Genomic DNA, 20,904 nt, shown 5'->3' with positions numbered 1-20,904 from the left:
CGCAATAGTAACCGGAACCAGGAAACGAACGACTAGGTGCGCCATGGGCTGGATGACAAACGAAGACGGGTTGGACAAATGCGCGGCGAACTATGTGCCGCTGACACCGCTGTCGCATCTGAAGCGTGCGGCGCATGTCTTTGCCGATGCGACGGCGGTGATCTACGGCGCGCACCGTGTGACCTACGCGCAGTATCACGCGCGCTGCTCTCAGCTGGCCTCTGCCCTATCGGGGGCGGGGATCGAGGCGGGCCAGGTGGTTGCTACCCTGCTCCCCAACATTCCCGCGCAGGCCGAAGCGCATTTCGGCGTGCCCGCTTGCGGTGCCGTGCTCAACACCATTAACACGCGGCTGGATGTGGCGACCGTGCGCTATATCCTGACCCACGGCGAAGCGCGGGTGCTTCTGGCGGATACACAGTTCATCGATCTGGCCGAAGCCGCCTGTGCCGAACTGGACGGGCCTGCGCCCTTGCTCATCGAAGTGCCCGATGCCGGTTTTGCCGCGACAGGGCGTCATCCGACCTATGAAGATTTCATCGCGCAAGGCGACCCTGCCTTCGTATGGCATATGCCAAGCGACGAATGGGAAAGCCTTGCGCTGAACTATACCTCTGGCACCACGGGGCGGCCCAAAGGCGTGGTCTATCATCATCGCGGGGCCTATCTGATGACTATGGGCACAGTGGTGAGCTGGCGCATGGTGATGCGGCCTGTGTTCATGCAGATCGTGCCGCTGTTTCACTGCAACGGCTGGAACCATACGTGGATGATGCCGCTGCTCGGCGGCACGCTGGTCTGCTGCCGCGACATTACCGCAGCCGCAATCTATGACGCCATCGCAGACGAAGGCGTGACCCACTTCGGCGGTGCGCCTATTGTCCTGAACATGATGGTGAACGCCCCCGAAGCAGAACGCCGCACGTTCAACCATCAGGTAGAGGTGTTCACCGCTGGTGCACCCCCTGCCCCCGCCACCCTGTCCAAAATCGAAGCCCTGGGGTTCAACGTCACGCAGGTCTACGGGCTGACCGAAACCTATGGCCATGTGACAGAATGCCTGTGGGACCCCGCGTGGGACAACGCTCAAGGGGCCGAACGCGCTGCGATCAAAGCCCGCCAAGGCGTCGCCATGCCCATGATGGAGGATATCACCGTGATGGGCAGCCAAATGTCCCAAGTCCCGCTGGACGGCACCACCCAAGGCGAGATCATGATCCGCGGCAATTCGGTGATGAAGGGCTATTTTAAGAACCCCGCCGCCACGTATGAGGCGTTTGCGGGCGGGTATTTCCATTCCGGCGATCTGGCGGTGCAACACCCCAATGGCCACATGCAGATTGCGGACCGCGCCAAGGACATCATTATTTCGGGCGGGGAGAACATTTCTTCCATCGAGGTAGAGGGCGTGTTGATGGGCCACCCCGATGTGAACCTTGCTGCAGTGGTGGCGCAGCCGGATGATAAATGGGGCGAAGTGCCCTGCGCCTTTATCGAGCTTAAACCCGGTGCAACGAGCGACGAAGCCAGCATGATCGCCTTTGCCCGCCAAACCCTTGCAGGGTTCAAAACGCCCAAACGGGTTATCTTTCAGGAGCTGCCAAAAACCTCGACCGGCAAGGTACAAAAATTCGAACTGCGCGCCGAGGCTGCGAAGTCATAGGTAATGCTACATCACGTTTTGAGAGATGATCGGATCGGCAACGATCATCGTCTCTGCCTGATTGACCGGCCCGAGCCGTTTTTCATACCGCCAGACGTCGATTTGTAGCGGCCCTTCGCCGGTTTCGACCTCGTAGGGGATTGCGCCCGCCTGCACCCAACCGCAGGCCTCGTAAAACCGCGCGGCGCGCGTATTGCCGACCGTACAGGCCAGCCATTTCAGCCCATGGCCCAGCTCGGCCTCTGTCGCCGCCATCATTTGCTGCGCCAGACCAGAGCCTTGAAAGGCGGCGTTGATGTAGAACTGATAGATCTCGTCATGATCCACCATAAAAAAGCCCGCGATCTGCCCGTCAACCCAAGCCACCTTAGTATGTTTGAGATGCACGCGCATCCGCATCGTGAATTCCTCGGGTGTGCGCAGGGTCGTCAATGCTGTAGGGACAACGCTGGCATGAGCCTGATGCCATCCTTGATACCACATCTCGGCCAGTCTGGCGGCATCATCTGGATGTGCGGGCTTGATCTGCATGGGGACACTCCTTTAGAATTCTCCTATGCTGTCGTAAGTCCACCCATTGCTCAACCCGTGTCAGGTGGTAAACTATCCAAAACAGTTAGGCACTATACTTCAGGATATGACAGCCCTTTCCAAATACGCTCGGTTGGAAGCAACCGGACTCTGGCGTTCGGCCCCGGATGCGCAACGTCGCGAGGTCATCGTGTCGATCGGCGATGCGACGCTGGTAATCTCTGACCTTAGGGATCAGGCGTTGGCCCATTGGTCCTTGGCGGCTTTGGCACGGTCGAACCCCGGCATCCGTCCTGCTATTTACCACCCCGATGGCGACCCCAGTGAAACGCTGGAAATCTCCGACAACGAGGGAGAGATGATCGACGCCATCGAAACATTGCGCCGTGTCGTCGAACGCCACCGCCCCCGTCCCGGCCGGTTGCGCTTTGCCGGGGTGCTGACCTCTGCGCTGGTGGTGGCGGCCGTGGCGCTGTTCTGGCTGCCCGGTGCCTTACAGGATCACACCCTCAAGGTCGTCCCCAAGGTCAAACGCACCTCTATCGGGACGTCGTTATTGAAAAAGATCGAACGGGTGTCGGGTGGCACCTGCACCAATGCGCGGGGTCGGACTGCGCTGGCAAAACTCGGGGTGCGCCTGTCGTCGGAACCGATGGTTGTGCTGCCGGCCATGACCCGTCCCAGCCTGCACCTGCCAGGCGGTCTGATTGTGCTGAACAAAACCCTGTTCGAAGACTACGAATCCCCCGATATCGCGGGCGGCTATATTCTGGCAGAGCAAGCCAAACGCGCGATCACAGATCCGCTGCAACATATGCTGGCGACCATCAGTATCCGCGAAAACTTTCGGTTGCTGACGACCGGCGATGTGTCTGACGCGGCCCTGTCGCGGTATGCGGAGCACCTGATGGCCGAACCGTCCCCCGAACCTCCGGTGGAGGCCTTGCTTGCACGGTTCGAAAAGCAGCGGCTGCACAGCACTCCCTATGCGCAGGCGCGCGACATCACCGGCGAAACGGTCCTAGCCCTGATCGATAGCGATCCGATGAACGGCAAGGAAACCGACCCGCTGCTCAGCGACGCGGACTGGCTGCGGTTGCAAAACATCTGCGGCGGGTAACGCGTACTCGCGTTTCGGGCTGAAACGAAAAAGGCCCGCCGGATCGCTCCGGCTGGCCTTTTGTCTGTGTGATCGCATTTGACTGTCAGCGGATATAAGCATCGCCATAGCCAGCACCGCGCAGCTTGCCCAATGCCGCAGGGGCCGAGGACGCGCCAAAAGGTCCGGCCTGCACCGACAGATAGGTCTTACCGCCGCGGGTGGATTTACCGATCCGCGCCCCCATCCCCATACGAGCGATACGTTGCGCGGCGCGTTGTGCGTTTGCACTATCGCCATAGACGCCGATTTGCACATAACTATTGTCTGACGCACGCGGGGTCGCGGGTGCAGTTGCCACCGGCTTGGGCGCAGAGCGGCTGGAATAGACCGGCTTGCGTTTAGCTGGGGCAGCGTTTTTGTTGCGTACAATGCGCTTGACCAGTTGGCCATTGCGCTTGGCAAAGGTCACGTCGCCCAACTCGCGGCGCTGCTGTTCAACCGATGTATAAGGATAAACCAGCGGCAGACGCGCCGTAACATCCTGACCGGTATTCTGGTTGATCAAACGGCGCGGCACGGTGTTGGTCCAGATCAACAGCATCTGGGACCGCCCAGCTAGGTTCTGCTCTGCCCGTTTCGGGTTCAGACGGTCGTCTTCCCACACGGGACGATAGCCTTTTGGCACGGCCACATTGGCATAGGTATTCTGGCGGTTGATCGCGACGTGTTTTGGCACAATGCGGGTATACGCATGTGCAGGCGCGGGTTTCGCAGGGGCGGTCACACGGCGCGTCGTGCCAACGCGGGACGGCGCGGTTCCCGTCACAGCAGCCTGCGCTGTGGATGGCAGGATTGGCGCGGATTGCGGACCGCAACGCACAACAACCCCTTTGGTCCGCGAACCGGAATATTGCTGGCTGATCGCCGACCGCCCTGCACACGTGCTGGGGACCTGCGCAACAGCAACCGGAGCCTGCGTTATAGGGGCTGATGGCACATCGACAGAGCGCGGCACCGGCTGGCGCACGACTTTGGGTGCTTTCTGGCGTACAACAACCGGCTTGGCCTTGCGCTGTGGCAAGGGCCGTGCCGCAACCGTGGGCTGCTTGGCCGCGACGGGCGCGCTGTTCACGGTGATCTGTACCGGCGCGTCAGCAGCACCGGCAGGTGCGCTGGCAGCTGTCTGCACATTGGTCGGTTTGAACCCGCACACCCCCTGACGCTTGCGCGAGACGCGCGGCACCCAGGTCACATTGCCGTCGATACCGGCCCGAATGTACACACAGCCTTTGCTGTCGACATATTGCTTGCCTTTATACGACGCCGACGGGAATTCCGCCGGCTGGTCGCGAAAGCTTTGCGCTTGTGCGATTCCTGCTCCAAGTGCGCTCATCAACGCCGCTACAGCCACAATACTAGTAAATTTCATCTGCGCCCCCACACAATGTAGTAAACAAACCATGCGCGATCCCGGTTTCAGAGTAAAGCACCCTGATCACCGGATCGCCCATTTGCGCCTTATTTGGTCCCGAACATCCGGTCACCGGCGTCACCTAGCCCGGGAATGATATATCCCAGCTCGTTCAGCTTCTCATCGACAGCCGCGGTCACAATCGGCACATCGGGATGGGCCTCTTTCATGCGCGCCACACCTTCGGGGGCGGCCAGCAGACACAGGAACCGGATATTGGTCGCGCCCGCCTTCTTCAGCATGTCGATCGCCGCCACAGACGAATTGCCCGTTGCCAGCATCGGGTCCACGGCAATGACCAGACGGTCATCCAGCCCCTCTGGCACCTTAAAGTAGTATTCGACGGGCTGCAGGGTTTCCTCGTCGCGGTAAAGGCCGACAAAACCGACCCGCGCCGACGGGATCAGCTCTAGCACCCCATCCATCAACCCGTTGCCCGCGCGCAGGATCGAAATCAGCGCCAGTTTCTTGCCATCCAGCGTCGGCGCGTCCATCGGCTGCATTGGCGTGTCGATCCGCTTGGTCGTCATCGGCAGGCCGCGCGTCACCTCGTATGCCAAAAGCTGGCTGATCTCGCGCAGCAACTGGCGGAACGCCGCGGTGGACGTCGATTTATCCCGCATGATTGTCAGCTTGTGCTGCACCAGTGGATGATTAACGACGGTCAGGTGGTCAATGATATCGGACATCGGGGCGCTCTCCATATTACTTGGCTGAACTCATGCCCCGAAAAGCGGCTCCCCGCAACCACCGCGTCCGGGCAGGCTTCATTTTGCCAAGCAAAACTCCGGGGGGATCGCGGCGTTGCCGCGGTGGGGGCTGGCCCCCTCGCCCTCTCGCCCCCTCGCATCATCCGGGGCTCAATCAGGAACAACGACCCGTAGATGCGCCGCAATCATCGACGCCACATCGCGAAAGCCGATCTGGCCCAACGTGCCCGAACCCTGCCCCGCCACCAGTACCGGCACCCGCTCGCGCGTGTGGTCGGTGCCGACCCATGTCGGGTCATTGCCATGATCTGCGGTTAGAACCAGCATATCGCCCGCCCGCAGTCGCCCTAGCAGTTTACCGATTTCGTCATCGAACCATTCAAGCGCACGGGCATAGCCCGACACATCGCGCCGGTGCCCGTAAAGACTGTCAAATTCGACGAAATTCGCAAAGGTCAGGCTGCCGTCTTCGGCGGTGTCGATCAAATCGCCAAGATGTCCCATCAGCGCCGCGTCCGACCCTTTACGCACCTCGTCAAAACCGGCCATCGAAAAGATGTCACCGATCTTGCCCACCGCATACACATGCGCACCACTGTCCTGCACCCAGTTGCTGAGCACCGGCGCAGGCGGCTTGATTGCAAAATCGCGGCGGTTGGTGGTGCGGGTAAACCCGCTTTGTGCATCCCCGACAAAGGGGCGTGCGATCACACGACCGACTTTCATCTCATGCGCAATCGGAGCCATCTTGTCGCACAACTCAAGCAACCGTTGCAGGCCAAAGCTTTCCTCGTGGGCGGCAATCTGCAGCACACTGTCAGCCGACGTATAGCAGATCGGAAAACCAGTCTTGATATGTTGCGCGCCAAACTCCTCGATAATGGCGGTGCCGGGGGCGTGGCAGTTGCCCAAAATCTCGTCCGTCCCCGCAAAGGCCGCAAGCTGCGCCACCAGTTCGGGCGGAAACGACCGCGACACCTCGGGAAAGTAATGCCAGTCCCACGGCACGGGCAAACCCGCCAACTCCCAGTGCCCCGACGGCGTATCCTTGCCCCGCGACACTTCCGTCGCTGCCCCCCATGTGCCGCTGGGGACGCAATCCAGACTGTCGATATGAAGCCCGCTGGCCAGTTCAATGGCGCGGCCCAGACCCAGCGACGCCAGATGCGGTACCGTCAAGGGGCCGCTGCGTCCGTCTTCGGCCCGTCCCTCGGCGCAAGCCTGCGCGATATGGCCCAAGGTATTCGCACCGGTATCTGGCACCGCACCGTTAAAGAACGTATCCGCGTCCGGTGCACCGCCGATGCCAACTGAATCCATTACAACCAGAAAAGCACGCGCCATCAGCCGACCCTCTCTACAATCAAATCAGGGATAGGGACCGGCTTCGGGCCAATCGTAATCGCGCCCCGCACCGCCTGCGCTGCACGTTCGGCATCATCGGCACGGGCGGCATGAACGACTGCCAGCGGGCCTTTGGACGATACCTTGCCCCCAAGCCGCACTACGTCGGAAATCCCCACGGCGGGGTTGATCTGATCCGTTTCGACCGCGCGACCGCCGCCCAAGGCGACCACGGCAAGGCCCAACGCCTCGCCGTCAATCGCCGTCACATAACCGGCTTTGGCTGCGGGCACTTCGCGGATGATTGGCGCCTCGGGCAGGAACCGCGTCCAGTTTTCGACGAACCTCGCTGGCCCCCCCATGGCGGCGATCATCACGCCAAACCGTTCCGCCGCGCGGCCCGACCGGATCGCTTGTACGATCATATCCGCGCCGACCTGCACGTCGCCGGCCAGCCCGGCATTGGCCAGCAAAACACCCCCAAGGGCCGCACAGACCGATACGATCGGCCCCTTGCTGTGCCCCGTCAGCACACGCATCACCTCTGCCACCTCAAGCGCATTGCCAAGGCTCGGCACCAAAGGTTGGCTCATGTCGCTAATCACCGCCGTTGTACGGCATCCACTGGCATTCGCAGTCTTGGTCAACGCTGTGGCAAGCGCCTGCGCTTGCGCCAGATCCTTCATAAAGGCACCGCTGCCGACCTTGACGTCCAATACCAAGCCGTCCAGCCCCGCCGCGAGCTTTTTCGACAGGATCGACGCGGTGATCAAATCCAGACTGTCCACGGTCGAAGAGACATCGCGCACCGCATAAAGCCGTTTGTCCGCAGGCGCGATACCGTCGGTCGCACTGACAATCGCGCAGCCAGCTCTCGCCACCACCGCGCGAAACTGCGCCTCGTCCAACGTGGTATTCACCCCTGGGATCGATTCGAGCTTGTCGAGCGTCCCGCCGGTATGCCCCAGCCCGCGTCCCGAGATCATCGGCACAAAGGCCCCGCAAGCCGCCAAGGCCGGTGCCAGCACAAGGCTTACACAATCGCCCACGCCGCCAGTGGAATGCTTATCCAACACCGGCCCGTTCAGGTCCCAGTCAAACACACGTCCGCTGTCGCGCATGGCCAGCGTCAGGGCGACGCGCCCCACATCGCTCAGGCCGACCTGACAGACACCCATCGCAAACGCCCCGGCCTGTGCATCACTGACCCGACCATCCGCTAAGGCCATCGCGAACCAGACCAGCTCTTCGCGGTTCAATGACCGCCGGTGTCGCAGTTTGGACAGGATCGCGCGGGCATCCATGGCCTAGCGCTCCATATGGGCGCGGCCAAAGGCACCGGGCAGCAGCTCGGCCATCGTCATCACCTCTTCAACGCCAGAAACGGTCGCCATGGTCACGCGCGCCTCGCCCTGCCCGAACTCTGCCAGTTTCTGACGGCAGCCGCCGCAGGGCGTGACGGGCATGGGGCTTCCGGCAATCACATAGGCCTCTACAAAGGCAGTTTCGCCCGCCGCAATCATCGCCGCAATCGCCCCCGCTTCGGCACAGGTGCCCTCGGGGTAGGCCACGTTCTCTACGTTGCAGCCGACAAAAATCGCCCCCGACGCCGTGCGCAGCGCCGCCCCCACCTTGAAGTTGGAATAGGGCGCATAGGCATTTTCTTGCACGGCGCTGGCGTGCTGGCGCAAATCGTTGGTCATAAATCCCCCAAGGTTTCATAAAACTATAAAAACCTTTCGCCAAAGTTGCGATGCCAAAAGCGGAAAAATGCGCAGCTTCATTTTGCCAGACAAACTCCGGGGGGATCGCGGCCTGCCGCGATGGGGGCTGGCCCCCTCTCACCCGCACGATCACCCCTGGCCTGCGCGGTGCAGCGCCCCTTTCCAAAAGTCGTATTGGCGCGGCTTGAAATTTAGTTTAACGCTAAACTACTCTCTTAAAGGACCGCCAAAACATGACCGATGCGCCAAATCTGCGCCAAGCCGCGCTTGACTATCACGCCTTTCCCAAGCCCGGAAAACTCGAAGTGCGTGCGACGAAACCGCTGGCAAATGGCCGTGATCTGGCGCGGGCCTATTCCCCCGGCGTCGCCGAAGCCTGCCTTGAAATCAAGGCTGATCCCACGACGGCTGCCCTTTATACCACCCGCGCGAATCTGGTGGGCGTTGTCACCAACGGCACCGCAGTCTTGGGGCTTGGCAACATCGGCGCGCTTGCGTCCAAGCCGGTGATGGAGGGCAAAGCCGTCCTGTTCAAAAAGTTCGCCAATATCGACTGTTTCGATATCGAACTTGACCAAACCGATCCTGAAAAGCTCGCCGATCTGGTCTGCGCGCTGGAACCGACCTTTGGCGCGATCAACCTCGAAGACATCAAGGCCCCCGACTGCTTTACCGTGGAACGCATCTGCCGCGAGCGGATGAATATACCGGTTTTCCACGATGACCAGCACGGCACGGCAATTGTCGTTGGTGCCGCCGTGAAGAACGCGCTTTTTGTAGCGGGCAAGAAATTCGAGGACATCAAGATCGTGTCGACCGGCGGTGGCGCGGCGGGCATCGCTTGCCTGAACATGCTGCTGAAACTCGGTGTCAAACGCGAGAACGTCTGGCTGTGCGATATTCACGGGCTGGTCTACGAGGGCCGCGAGATCGACATGAACCCGATCAAATCGGAATATGCGCAAAAGACAGATCTGCGCACCTTGGCCGATGTGATCCCTGATGCCGATCTTTTCCTCGGCCTGTCCGGCCCCGGCGTGCTGAGCCCTGAAATGGTGCAGAAAATGACGCCGCAGCCGATCATCTTTGCGTTGGCCAACCCCACGCCCGAGATCATGCCCGACCTTGCCCGCGCCGTGGCCCCTGACGCGATTATCGCGACGGGCCGGTCGGATTTTCCCAATCAGGTCAATAACGTGCTGTGCTTCCCCTTTATCTTTCGGGGGGCACTGGACGTCGGCGCAACGACCATCAACGATGAGATGAAGATCGCTTGTATCGACGGCATTGCAGCCCTCGCCCGCGCCACCACGTCGGCCGAGGCGGCAGCGGCCTATCAGGGCGAGCAGCTGACATTCGGCCCCGACTACCTGATCCCCAAACCCTTTGATCCACGCTTGATCGGCGTCGTCTCGACCGCCGTGGCGAAGGCCGCGATGGAGACAGGCGTCGCCACCCGCCCGATCGAGGATCTAGCCGCCTACCGTCACAAACTGGACAGTTCGGTTTTCAAGTCCTCCATGTTGATGCGCCCCGTTTTCGAAGCCGCCCGCATTGCGCCCCGCCGGATCGTCTTTGCCGAGGGCGAAGACGAACGCGTATTGCGCGCCGCGCAGGCGATGGTCGAGGAAACCAACGAGCGGCCCATCCTCATCGGCCGCCCGGATGTCATCGAACGCCGCATCGAAAAGGCGGGCCTCACCATCAAACTGGGCGAGACTGTGGATCTGGTTAACCCCGAAAATGACCCGCGCTACCGCGACTATTGGGAGACCTATCACAACCTGATGGCGCGCCGTGGCGTGTCGCCCGACATCGCCCGCGCGATCATGCGCACCAACACCACTGCCATCGGTGCTGTCATGGTCCACCGCGAAGAGGCCGACAGCCTGATTTGCGGTACCTTCGGGGAATTCCGCTGGCACATGAACTATATCGAACAGGTTTTGGGCCGCGACGGGCGTCGCCCCCACGGGGCCCTGTCGCTGATGATCCTTGAGGACGGGCCTTTGTTCATCGCGGACACGCAGGTTCATCTGCACCCCACCCCCGAACAGATCGCCGAAATCGCCATAGGGGCCGCGCGCCACGTGCAGCGCTTTGGCATCGAACCCAAGATCGCGCTGTGTTCGCAAAGCCAGTTCGGCAATCAGGGGGAAGGGTCGGGCAAACGCTTGCGTGCCGCGCTGCGATTACTGGACGCGGGCAACCACGACTTTTGCTATGAAGGCGAGATGAACATCGACGCCGCGCTTGATCCCGAGCTGCGCAAACGCCTGCTGCCCTCGAACCGGATGGAAGGAGCCGCCAACGTGCTGGTCTTTGCCCATGCAGATGCCGCATCGGGCGTGCGCAACATCCTGAAAATGAAGGGGGGCGGGCTTGAGGTCGGACCGATCCTGATGGGGATGGGCAACCGCGCCCACATCGTGTCGCCATCCATTACCGCACGCGGGCTGCTGAACGTCGGGGCTATCGCGGGCACGCCCGTCGCCGAATACGGCTAAGCCCCATGTGAAAACGCCGCCCTCACGCGGGGGCGGCGTTCGACCGGAACCGGCGCGGGATTACTTGGCGGGCTTGATGCCTTTTGCGGCAAACGGTGCCTTGATATCGGACACGTTGCTTGGCGTCGGCTTGGCAGGCCGCGCGTCGGCTTTGGACTTTTTCTTCTTGTTGGCGAGCTTATCACCCATTGTCTTGGACCTTTGTTCAAAGACGCAAGGGGCAGCGACATGCGGCCCCTGAACCCGACGCTGCGCCCCTTACCGCCCCCGGTCTGATCCAAATTCGACGCAATGGTCTGAATTCGACATTCTGCATCCAGTCGTTGGCGGAATGCTGTGCATCGGCCAGAACGCGCTTGTCAATTTCCACACAGACAGCGCAGGGGCCTGTGTAAAATTTATTGCTGGATGGCACGTGTTTTAGGCGCAAGCTCTTGCTCTTGCCCGCGGCTCTGGCCTACCAAATATGATACGCGTTCACGGGAGGGAGCCGCTTATGGGGTATCACGACATTTACAAAAGCTGTCAGGACGATCCTGAAGCCTACTGGCTAGAGCAATCCAAAGCCATCGACTGGGAGGACGCTCCGCGTCAGGCGCTGTTCGACAAAGGCAATGATCTGTACGAATGGTTCGCGGATGCCAAGGTAAATGCGTGTTACAACGCCGTGGACCGGCACGTCGAAAACGGTCGCGCCGATCAGGTGGCGATTATCCACGACAGCCCGATCACCGGCACCCAGACCAAGATTACTTTTGCCGACCTGCAAACTCGCGTCGCCGCCGTCGCCGGTGTGCTACAAGCGAATGGCGTGGGCAAAGGCGACCGCGTGATCATCTATATGCCAATGGTCCCCGAAGCGCTTGAGGCCATGCTGGCCTGTGCGCGCATCGGGGCAGTGCACTCGGTCGTGTTCGGCGGCTTTGCGGCGAACGAGCTGGCCGTGCGGATCAACGACTGCACCCCCAAGGCCATCATCGCCGCGTCCTGCGGGTTGGAACCTTCGCGCGTGGTGGCCTACAAGCCGCTGCTGGACGGGGCCATTGAACAGGCCGACCATAAACCCGATTTCTGCCTGATCTTGCAGCGCGAACAAGCCCCCTGCGATCTGATACCGGGGCGCGACCTGGATTGGCACGACGCGCAAGAAGGCACGCCCCCTGCCCCCTGCATTGCCGTCGAGGGCAACCACCCTGCCTATATTCTTTATACCTCCGGCACGACTGGCGCACCCAAGGGGGTCGTCCGCCAGACCGCTGGCCATCTGGTTGCACTGAACTGGACGATGAAGAACATCTATAATGTCGATCCCGGCGACGTGTTCTGGGCCGCATCCGATGTGGGCTGGGTCGTGGGCCACAGCTATATCTGCTATGGCCCGCTGGTGCATGGCAACACGACCGTCGTGTTCGAAGGCAAGCCCGTGGGCACGCCTGATGCGGGCACCTTCTGGCGCGTTATCTCTGAACACAATGTGCGCAGCTTCTTTACCGCCCCCACCGCGATCCGCGCCGTCAAACGCGAAGACCCCAAGGGCGAAGAGATCGGGAAATACGACATTTCGTGCCTGCGTGCGCTTTATCTAGCAGGGGAACGGGCTGACCCCGATACGGTGATCTGGGCGCAAGAAAAGCTGGGCAAACCTGTCTATGACCATTGGTGGCAGACTGAAACCGGCTACACCATCGTCGGCAACCCAGCGGGGCTCGAGGCGCTACCGGTCAAGGTCGGATCGCCCACCGTGCCGATGCCCGGCTATGACGTGCAAATCCTGAACGAAGCAGGCGAACAACAACCTGCAGGCACGCTCGGGTCTATCGCGATCAAGCTGCCCCTGCCCCCCGGCACGCTGCCGACCCTGTGGAATGCCGAGGACCGGTTTCGCAAAAGTTACCTCACCACGTATCCGGGGTATTACGAAACAGGCGATGCGGGGAAAATCGATGAGGACGGATATCTTTACATCATGTCGCGCACCGATGACGTGATTAACGTCGCGGGCCACCGCCTATCGACCGGCGCGATGGAGGAAGTTCTAGCAAGCCACCCTGATGTTGCCGAATGTGCCGTGATCGGCGTCAGCGATCAGCTGAAGGGACAGGCCCCGATGGGGTTTGTCTGCCTGTCCAAAGGCGTCAACCGCCCTCATGCAGAGATCGAAGCCGAATGCGTAAAGCTGGTACGCGACCAGATCGGGCCTGTTGCGGCCTATAAAATGACGTTGGTGGTGGACCGCCTCCCTAAAACCCGTTCGGGCAAGATCCTGCGGGCCACGATGGTCAGACTCGCGGATTCGGAGCCTTTCAAGCTGCCTGCCACGATCGATGATCCCGCCATTCTGGACGAGATCAAGGCAGCGCTGCAAACCATCGGATATGCCAAGGGTGCCTAAACACCGCAGTGTCCCCAAACGTAAAGAAGGCGGCTCATTGAGCCGCCTTCTTTATTCAATCACTGGGCAGGTTAATGCTTGGCGACGAAACCGTCGACTTGTCGCTCAGCCTCGTCCTTGGCCACACCGTAGCGGGCCTGGATCTTGCCGACCAGCTGGTCGCGCTCACCGGCGGCCTCTGTCAGGTCATCGTCGGTCAGATCGCCCCATTCTTCTTTAACCTTACCGGTCATCTGGCTCCAGTTACCTTTGATTGTATCCCAATTCATGTCAGGTCTCCTTTTGCTATAATTCCAAACGATGAAAGCACCATATCGGCCCCTCATGCGTCTCGGAATATCAACGCGCAAAAGCCAATGCGGTTCCGCCTGTCGCGCGGATTAGTTGAACTGTTCACTGATCAGCCGTTCTTCCAACCCATGACCCGGGTCGAACAGAATACGGTGTTCAATCAGCGGGTCTGACGCAATTTCGACGACCACGACATCCCGGTACGAATTACCGTCCGCATCAGCCATCACCGGGCGCTTGGCGGGTTCCAGCACATCAAAGCGCACGGTCACGGTTTTCGGCAGTAAAGCCCCGCGCCAGCGGCGTGGCCGAAACGCCGCCATCGCCGTCAGGGCCAACACGTCAGCACCAATTGGGAGGATCGGGCCGTGTGCGGAATAGTTATAGGCGGTCGACCCGGCGGGCGTCGCCACAAGCGCGCCGTCGCAGACCAGTTCTTCCATTCGAACGCGCCCATCGACGCTGATCCGTAGCTTGGCCGCCTGCGGACCCTCGCGCAGCAGGGCGACCTCGTTCAGGGCCAGCGCTTTGGACGTGGCACCATTCGCATGGGTCGCGACCATCACCAACGGGTTAATCACCGCTTCCTCGGCGGCACGCAGCCGCTCAACCAGATCTTCTTCGGCATAGGTGTTCATCAAGAACCCGATGGTGCCTCGGTTCATCCCATAGACCGGCGTCGACAATTCTTGCGAGTCGTGCAGTGCCTGCAGCATGAACCCGTCGCCCCCAAGGGCCACGATCACCTCGGCCTCTTCGCGCGTGGCATTGCCATATCGGGTGCCTAGCGCGGTCAGCGCAGCCTGGGCAACATCAGAGCGGCTGGCGATAAAAGCGATCTTCATGGGCGGATGTTTCCAATGAGGGATATTTACAGTCAAAAGAACCACATATTGCGCTGACCTACCAGCTTTGCCGCATATGACGGTGCGACCGGCGTAATACGACCTTCACCCCCGTACCGGATTAAGCTAGACCACCTGCAACCCGTATCTGCAGTCAAAGGAACCATGCCCATGACCGGTTTTTTCACCACCCCCCTGTCCGAAGCCGATCCCGAAATCTTTGGGTCCATCACAGACGAGCTGGGCCGCCAGCGTAACGAGATCGAACTGATCGCCTCCGAGAACATCGTCTCTGCGGCTGTTATGGCGGCGCAAGGGTCGGTGATGACCAACAAATACGCCGAAGGGTACCCGGGCCGTCGCTATTATGGCGGGTGTGAATTTGTCGACGTCGCAGAAAATTTGGCAATTGAACGCGCCTGCAAACTGTTCAACTGCGACTTCGCCAACGTGCAGCCGAACTCTGGCTCGCAGGCAAACCAGGGCGTGTTCACCGCGCTGCTGCAACCCGGCGACACAATTTTGGGCATGAGCCTGGACGCTGGCGGCCACCTGACCCACGGGGCCAAGCCAAACCAATCCGGCAAATGGTTCAACGCCATCCAGTACGGCGTGCGCAAGGAAGACAATCTGCTCGACTATGATCAGGTCGAAGCGCTCGCAAAAGAGCACCAGCCAAAAATGATCATCGCAGGGGGCTCCGCCATCCCGCGCCAGATCGATTTCAAACGCATGCGCGAAATCGCCGATATGGTCGGTGCCTACCTGCACGTAGACATGGCGCATTTTGCCGGTCTGGTTGCAGCGGGCGAACACCCCTCGCCCTTCCCCCATGCACATGTGGCCACAACCACAACACACAAAACCCTGCGCGGCCCGCGCGGCGGCATGATCCTGACCAACGACGAAGCGCTGGCCAAAAAGTTCAACTCGGCCATCTTCCCCGGCATTCAGGGTGGCCCGCTGATGCATGTCATCGCTGCCAAAGCCGTGGCCTTTGGCGAAGCGCTGAAGCCCGAGTTCAAGACCTACATCCAGCAGGTCGTCAAAAACGCCCAGGCTCTCAGCGACCAGCTGATCAAAGGCGGGCTCGACACGATCACCCACGGCACTGACACGCACCTGTTGCTGGTCGACCTGCGTCCAAAAGGCGTCAAAGGCAACGACACCGAAAAGGCACTGGGTCGTGCACATATCACCTGCAACAAGAACGGCGTGCCGTTTGACCCTGAAAAGCCCATGGTCACCTCCGGTATCCGTCTTGGCTCGCCCGCTGCAACCACCCGCGGGTTTGGTGAGGATGAATTCCGCCAGATCGCCGACTGGATCATCGAAGTCGTCGACGGGCTGGCCGCCAACGGGGCCGACGGCAACGCCGACGTCGAAGCAAAAGTCAAAGCCGAAGTCGAAGCGCTTTGCGCCCGCTTCCCGATCTACCCCGACCTCTAAGGTAACGCGTCCCTTGCCCTTCCAAATGGCCTAAAATCCCGGGGGGCCCGCAAGGGCGGGGCAGCGCCCCACCAACGCCTTACGCAAAAGCCCCGCCTGCATTTCTGCGGCGGGGCTTTTGTTATTGTGCAGCTTCTCTACCTGTCGCGTCAGATGTACCCGCGCCACCATAGAAAGGTGATAAGGGCGACCGCGACGAACAACAGGTTGAACGCCACGCTGGCGGTAAGGTGCAGCAACCGGTCCTTGCGCCGCTCGACCACGTCGATGCCTTCGATGTGGGTCATCACCTCGGCATAGGCGGCCTGCGTCGTCGCACCGTCAAGCTGTCGTGCCACCTTGGGGTTGCGCGACATAAAGACCGCCTGCGCAAAGACTTTGCCCTGGCGCTGCACCCGCGCTGGCAAGCGGCGTCCGGCACGGGCCAGCGCATGAGAGACATCGCGCCCCTGCACGCCCAATTTATCCTGCAACCCGCGCTGCAATTCCTGTGCTTTGTTATCTAGGTCTTTTTGATCCAACATGGGCCGACCTTAAACGCTCTGGCACATTGGCCGCAATGGTCCTACATCTTTGGGCATGTTGAATTATACCGAATATGGCACCGCTACCGACGCCCCCGCCCTGTTGATCGTGCATGGCCTGTTCGGGTCTGGGCGCAACTGGGGTGTGATTGCCAAACGTCTGTCCGACCAGCGCCACGTGATCACGGTCGACATGCGCAACCACGGGGACAGCCCGCGTGCGCAAAGCCAAAGCTACCCCGAGATGGCGACTGATCTGGCCGAGGTAATACAACACCTTGGCGCGCCGATGGATGTCTGCGGGCATTCGATGGGCGGCAAGGCCGCGATGATGCTGGCCTTGAACCACCCCGAACTGGTGCACCGACTGGTGGTGGCCGATATCGCCCCCGTCACCTATGGCCACAGCCAGCAGGAATTTATCGACGCGATGCGCAGCGTTGATCTGGCCACGCTCACCCGCCGCTCTGACGCGGCTGAGCAACTGGCCGTTGCTGGTGTTGAGCCCGCGCTACAAAGCTTTTTCACCCAGTCACTGGATGTGCCCAACAAGACGTGGAAGCTCAATCTTGATGTGCTTGAAGCCGATATGTCCAAAATCGTCGGCTGGCCCAACGGGGTGGACGGGCAATATGAGGGGGCGACGCTGTTTTTGTCCGGCGGTGCCTCGGCCTATGTCAAATCCGAAGATCGCCCCGTCATCAAGGGGCTGTTCCCGCAGGCCCGCTTTGCCAAACTGCCGGGCGCAGGCCACTGGCTACATGCGGAAAAGCCGCGCGACTTCGAGGCCTCTTTGCGGGCATTTCTGACGCTTAGTTAAGGGAAACTGGCGGTGCGCGGCGTGACGCTGCGTACCTGCTACGCGGGTGTTGCCTGAAAACACGCCCCCTATCCCGATATGCCCTCTTGCACCTCTGTCCCCAAGGCCTATAACGCGGAGAATTTGCAAACATCCGGGGGCCTGAGCCATGCCAAAAAGAACCGATATCCAGTCGATCATGATCATTGGAGCGGGGCCCATTGTCATCGGTCAGGCGTGCGAGTTCGACTACTCCGGCGCGCAGGCCTGTAAGGCCCTGAAAGAGGAAGGCTACCGTGTCATCCTCGTGAACTCCAACCCTGCGACGATCATGACCGATCCGGGGCTGGCAGATGCCACCTACATCGAACCGATTACCCCGGAAATCGTCGCCAAGATCATCGAAAAAGAGCGCCCCGACGCGCTGCTACCCACAATGGGGGGCCAGACTGGGCTGAATACTTCGCTTGCACTCGAAGAGATGGGTGTGCTGAAAAAATTCAACGTCGAGATGATCGGCGCAAAGCGCGAAGCCATTGAAATGGCAGAAGATCGCAAACTTTTCCGCGAGGCGATGGACCGGTTGGGCATCGAAAATCCCAAGGCAACCATCGTCACAGCGCCGGTTGCGGCGAGCGGCAAAAAGGACCTTGCAGCAGGGGTTCAGCTGGCGCTGGACGCGCTGGACTATGTCGGCCTGCCCGCGATCATCCGACCTGCCTTTACCATGGGCGGCACCGGCGGTGGCGTGGCCTATAACCGCGACGATTACGAATTCTACTGCCGCTCGGGCATGGACGCGTCGCCAATGGGGCAAATCCTGATCGACGAAAGCCTGCTTGGCTGGAAAGAGTTCGAAATGGAGGTGGTGCGCGACACCGCTGACAATGCGATCATCGTTTGCTCGATCGAGAACATCGATCCGATGGGTGTACACACAGGCGATTCGATCACCGTGGCCCCTGCCCTGACGCTGACCGACAAAGAATACCAGATCATGCGCAACCACTCGATCGCCGTGCTGCGCGAGATCGGCGTAGAGACCGGCGGCTCGAACGTACAATGGGCCGTGAACCCCGCTGACGGGCGCATGGTTGTGATCGAAATGAACCCCCGCGTGTCGCGGTCCTCGGCGTTGGCCTCCAAGGCGACAGGTTTCCCGATTGCCAAGATCGCAGCCAAGCTGGCTGTCGGCTTTACACTCGATGAACTCGACAACGACATCACCGGTGTGACGCCTGCCTCGTTCGAGCCGACAATCGACTATGTCGTCACCAAAATTCCGAAGTTCGCGTTTGAAAAATTCCCCGGTTCCGAACCCCAACTAACAACGGCGATGAAATCTGTGGGCGAAGCGATGGCCATTGGCCGCACGATCCACGAGTCGCTGCAAAAGGCGCTGGCGTCGATGGAATCCGGGCTGACCGGCTTTGACGAGGTCGACATTCCCGGGCTCGACAGCGATCTGCCCGCCGATGCGGCGCAGAACGAAGCCGCCCTGATTGCCGCCATCAGCAAGCAAACTCCGGACCGGATGCGCACCATTGCGCAGGCGATGCGTCACGGTATGTCCGATGTGGATATCCACGGCGTCACCATGTTCGATCCGTGGTTCCTTGCCCGCATCCGCGAGATCGTCGACGCCGAAGCCGAGGTCCGCAAGGATGGTCTGCCGCTGACTGAATACGGCATGCGCAAGCTCAAGATGATGGGCTTTACCGATGCACGTCTTGGCACGCTGACAGGTCGCGAAGAAGACAACGTGCGCCGTGCCCGTCTGAACCTTGGCGTCAAGGCCGTGTTCAAACGCATCGACACCTGCGCTGCCGAATTCGAAGCGCAAACACCCTATATGTATTCCACCTACGAGGCACCGGCCTTTGGCGAGGTCGAATGCGAAGCCCGCCCTAGCGATCGTAAGAAAGTCGTCATTCTGGGCGGTGGTCCGAACCGGATCGGCCAAGGGATCGAGTTTGACTATTGCTGTTGTCACGCCTGCTATGCGCTGACCGACGCGGGCTATGAAACCATCATGGTCAACTGTAACCCTGAAACCGTGTCGACCGACTATGACACGTCGGACCGGCTGTATTTCGAACCCGTCACCTTTGAACATGTGATGGAAATTCTGCGGGTCGAACAGGAAAACGGCACGCTACACGGCGTCATCGTCCAGTTTGGTGGCCAGACGCCGCTGAAAATCGCGCAAGCGCTGCAAGAGGCCGGCATCCCGATCCTTGGCACCACGCCCGACATGATCGACCTTGCCGAAGACCGCGAGCGCTTCCAGCAGCTGGTACAATCGCTAGGCCTGAAACAGCCGCATAACGGGATCGCCCACTCGGACGCCCAAGCGCTTGAGATTGCAGCCGACATCGGCTTCCCGCTGGTGATCCGCCCGTCGTATGTTCTGGGTGGCCGCGCAATGGAAATCGTCCGCGATCAGGCCAGCCTTGAACGGTATATCCGCGAAGCCGTTGTCGTATCAGGCAAAAGCCCCGTGTTGCTGGACCACTACCTGTCCGGTGCGGTCGAACTTGATGTAGATGCGCTGTCAGACGGCACCGACGTCCATGTCGCGGGCATCATGCAGCACATCGAAGAGGCCGGTGTGCACTCGGGCGATAGCGCCTGTTCGCTGCCGCCCTATTCACTGAGCCGCGACATCATCGCAGAGGTCGAAAAACAGACCAAGGCGTTGGCGCTGGCGCTGAACGTTGTCGGCCTGATGAACATCCAGTTTGCGGTTAAGGACGGCGAAATCTACCTAATCGAAGTCAACCCGCGTGCCTCGCGCACCGTCCCGTTTGTTGCCAAGGCGACGGACAGCGCGATTGCGTCAATCGCGGCGCGGATCATGGCTGGTGAAAAGCTGTCGGCCTTCCCATTGCGTGCGCCCTACCGCGATGATGCCGCTTATGACGATGTACTGCCCTTGGGCGATCCAATGACGCTGGCCGATCCTAACATGCCTTGGTTCTCGGTCAAAGAAGCGGTGCTTCCCTTTGCACGTTTCCCCGGTGTCGACACGCTGCTAGGGCCAGAAATGCGGTCCACTGGCGAAGTCATGGGCTGGGACCGCGACTTCCCGCGTGCCTTCCTGAAGGCCCAGATGGGTGCCGGCAACCCGCTGCCGCGGTCGGGCTGTGTGTTCTTCTCGGTCAAGGATATGGACAAGTCAGAAGAGATGCTGACCGCCGCCCGCATCTTGCTGGACCAAGGGTTCACACTGCGCGCCACCCGCGGCACTGCGGCTTGGCTGACAGAGCATAACATCGCCTGCGAGATCGTGAACAAGGTCTATGAGGGCCGTCCGAACATCACCGATATGATGAAGGACGACGCGATCCATCTGGTGCTGAATACCACCGAAGGCACGCAAGCGGTTGAGGATAGCAAATCCATCCGCTCTATCGCGCTGTATGACAAGATCCCGTATTTCACCACGGCTGCCGGTGCCTATGCCGCTGCGTTGGCCATCAAGGCGCAAGCCGAAGACGAAATCGGCGTTAAATCGCTTCAGGGCTAAACGCCCTCCTGGACCTGCGCCGC

General features: G+C 60.6%; 17 protein-coding genes. 7 read left to right on the top strand and 10 right to left on the bottom strand.

The features are described from left to right. Positions 1-43 precede the first annotated feature (43 nt). The gene (locus E5180_RS01010; protein WP_138922759.1) at positions 44-1,663 is read left to right on the top strand and encodes an AMP-binding protein; all 1,620 of its coding nucleotides are present in this window, start codon (positions 44-46) and stop codon (positions 1,661-1,663) included. A gap of 6 nt (positions 1,664-1,669) precedes the next feature. Here the strand turns inward: E5180_RS01010 and E5180_RS01005 are convergent, their stop codons facing one another. After that, positions 1,670-2,194 carry a GNAT family N-acetyltransferase gene (locus E5180_RS01005; RefSeq protein WP_138922758.1) on the bottom strand — a complete coding sequence of 175 codons (525 nt, stop codon included), beginning with the start codon at positions 2,192-2,194 and terminating at the stop codon, positions 1,670-1,672. Positions 2,195-2,300: 106 nt separating this feature from the next. Between E5180_RS01005 and E5180_RS01000 the strand changes: the two genes are divergently transcribed. Next, positions 2,301-3,314 carry a hypothetical protein gene (locus tag E5180_RS01000; protein ID WP_138922757.1) on the top strand — a complete coding sequence of 338 codons (1,014 nt, stop codon included), beginning with the start codon at positions 2,301-2,303 and terminating at the stop codon, positions 3,312-3,314. Between the two features lie 85 nt (positions 3,315-3,399). Here the strand turns inward: E5180_RS01000 and E5180_RS00995 are convergent, their stop codons facing one another. From E5180_RS00995 to E5180_RS00975, 5 genes are all read right to left on the bottom strand, one after another. After that, a complete protein-coding gene (locus E5180_RS00995) occupies positions 3,400-4,725 on the bottom strand; it encodes an SPOR domain-containing protein (protein WP_254700502.1) in 1,326 nt (441 codons plus the stop codon). 89 nt (positions 4,726-4,814) lie between these two features. Beyond that, a complete protein-coding gene (gene upp / locus E5180_RS00990; protein ID WP_093733593.1) occupies positions 4,815-5,447 on the bottom strand; it encodes a uracil phosphoribosyltransferase in 633 nt (210 codons plus the stop codon). A gap of 180 nt (positions 5,448-5,627) precedes the next feature. Further along, complete coding sequence (locus tag E5180_RS00985) at positions 5,628-6,821, bottom strand: phosphopentomutase (RefSeq protein ID WP_138922756.1); 1,194 nt, start codon at positions 6,819-6,821, stop codon at positions 5,628-5,630. Continuing rightward, the gene (locus E5180_RS00980; RefSeq protein ID WP_138922755.1) at positions 6,821-8,125 is read right to left on the bottom strand and encodes a thymidine phosphorylase; all 1,305 of its coding nucleotides are present in this window, start codon (positions 8,123-8,125) and stop codon (positions 6,821-6,823) included. The genes E5180_RS00985 and E5180_RS00980 overlap by 1 nt, the downstream gene beginning before the upstream one ends. 3 nt (positions 8,126-8,128) lie before the next feature. Beyond that, a complete protein-coding gene (locus E5180_RS00975) occupies positions 8,129-8,524 on the bottom strand; it encodes a cytidine deaminase (protein ID WP_138922754.1) in 396 nt (131 codons plus the stop codon). Positions 8,525-8,778: 254 nt separating this feature from the next. Between E5180_RS00975 and E5180_RS00970 the strand changes: the two genes are divergently transcribed. After that, positions 8,779-11,052, top strand: coding sequence for an NADP-dependent malic enzyme (locus E5180_RS00970; protein WP_138922753.1), 2,274 nt, complete (start codon positions 8,779-8,781; stop codon positions 11,050-11,052). A gap of 60 nt (positions 11,053-11,112) precedes the next feature. On the opposite strand, the gene E5180_RS00965 is transcribed toward E5180_RS00970, so the two are convergent. Further along, on the bottom strand, positions 11,113-11,241 hold the full coding sequence (locus E5180_RS00965) for a malic enzyme (RefSeq protein ID WP_093733516.1): 129 nt from the start codon (positions 11,239-11,241) through the stop codon (positions 11,113-11,115). A gap of 307 nt (positions 11,242-11,548) precedes the next feature. On the opposite strand from E5180_RS00965, the gene E5180_RS00960 reads away from it, so the two are divergent. Next, entirely contained in the window at positions 11,549-13,444 is a 1,896-nt protein-coding gene (locus tag E5180_RS00960; RefSeq protein ID WP_138922752.1) for a propionyl-CoA synthetase, read from the top strand. 71 nt (positions 13,445-13,515) lie between these two features. Here E5180_RS00960 and E5180_RS00955 read toward each other — a convergent pair whose 3' ends face one another. Then, positions 13,516-13,713, bottom strand: a complete 198-nt coding sequence (locus E5180_RS00955) for a CsbD family protein (RefSeq protein WP_093733514.1) — start codon at positions 13,711-13,713, stop codon at positions 13,516-13,518. Positions 13,714-13,824: 111 nt separating this feature from the next. Then, positions 13,825-14,580 carry an NAD kinase gene (locus E5180_RS00950; RefSeq protein WP_138922751.1) on the bottom strand — a complete coding sequence of 252 codons (756 nt, stop codon included), beginning with the start codon at positions 14,578-14,580 and terminating at the stop codon, positions 13,825-13,827. A gap of 171 nt (positions 14,581-14,751) precedes the next feature. Between E5180_RS00950 and glyA the strand changes: the two genes are divergently transcribed. Beyond that, positions 14,752-16,029 carry a serine hydroxymethyltransferase gene (gene glyA, locus E5180_RS00945; RefSeq protein WP_093733512.1) on the top strand — a complete coding sequence of 426 codons (1,278 nt, stop codon included), beginning with the start codon at positions 14,752-14,754 and terminating at the stop codon, positions 16,027-16,029. A gap of 149 nt (positions 16,030-16,178) precedes the next feature. On the opposite strand, the gene E5180_RS00940 is transcribed toward glyA, so the two are convergent. After that, complete coding sequence (locus E5180_RS00940; RefSeq protein ID WP_138922750.1) at positions 16,179-16,553, bottom strand: hypothetical protein; 375 nt, start codon at positions 16,551-16,553, stop codon at positions 16,179-16,181. Positions 16,554-16,608: 55 nt separating this feature from the next. On the opposite strand from E5180_RS00940, the gene E5180_RS00935 reads away from it, so the two are divergent. Beyond that, positions 16,609-17,373: an alpha/beta fold hydrolase gene (locus E5180_RS00935; RefSeq protein ID WP_138922749.1), complete on the top strand. Its 765-nt coding sequence runs from the start codon at positions 16,609-16,611 to the stop codon at positions 17,371-17,373. 148 nt (positions 17,374-17,521) lie between these two features. After that, positions 17,522-20,881: a carbamoyl-phosphate synthase large subunit gene (gene carB, locus E5180_RS00930; protein WP_138922748.1), complete on the top strand. Its 3,360-nt coding sequence runs from the start codon at positions 17,522-17,524 to the stop codon at positions 20,879-20,881. Positions 20,882-20,904: the final 23 nt, after the last annotated feature.

This window comes from Sulfitobacter sp. BSw21498, assembly GCF_006064855.1.
Lineage (GTDB): Bacteria > Pseudomonadota > Alphaproteobacteria > Rhodobacterales > Rhodobacteraceae > Sulfitobacter.
The sequence above is the reverse complement of the archived record's forward strand: the minus strand, read 5'-3'. Positions and strand labels throughout refer to the sequence as shown.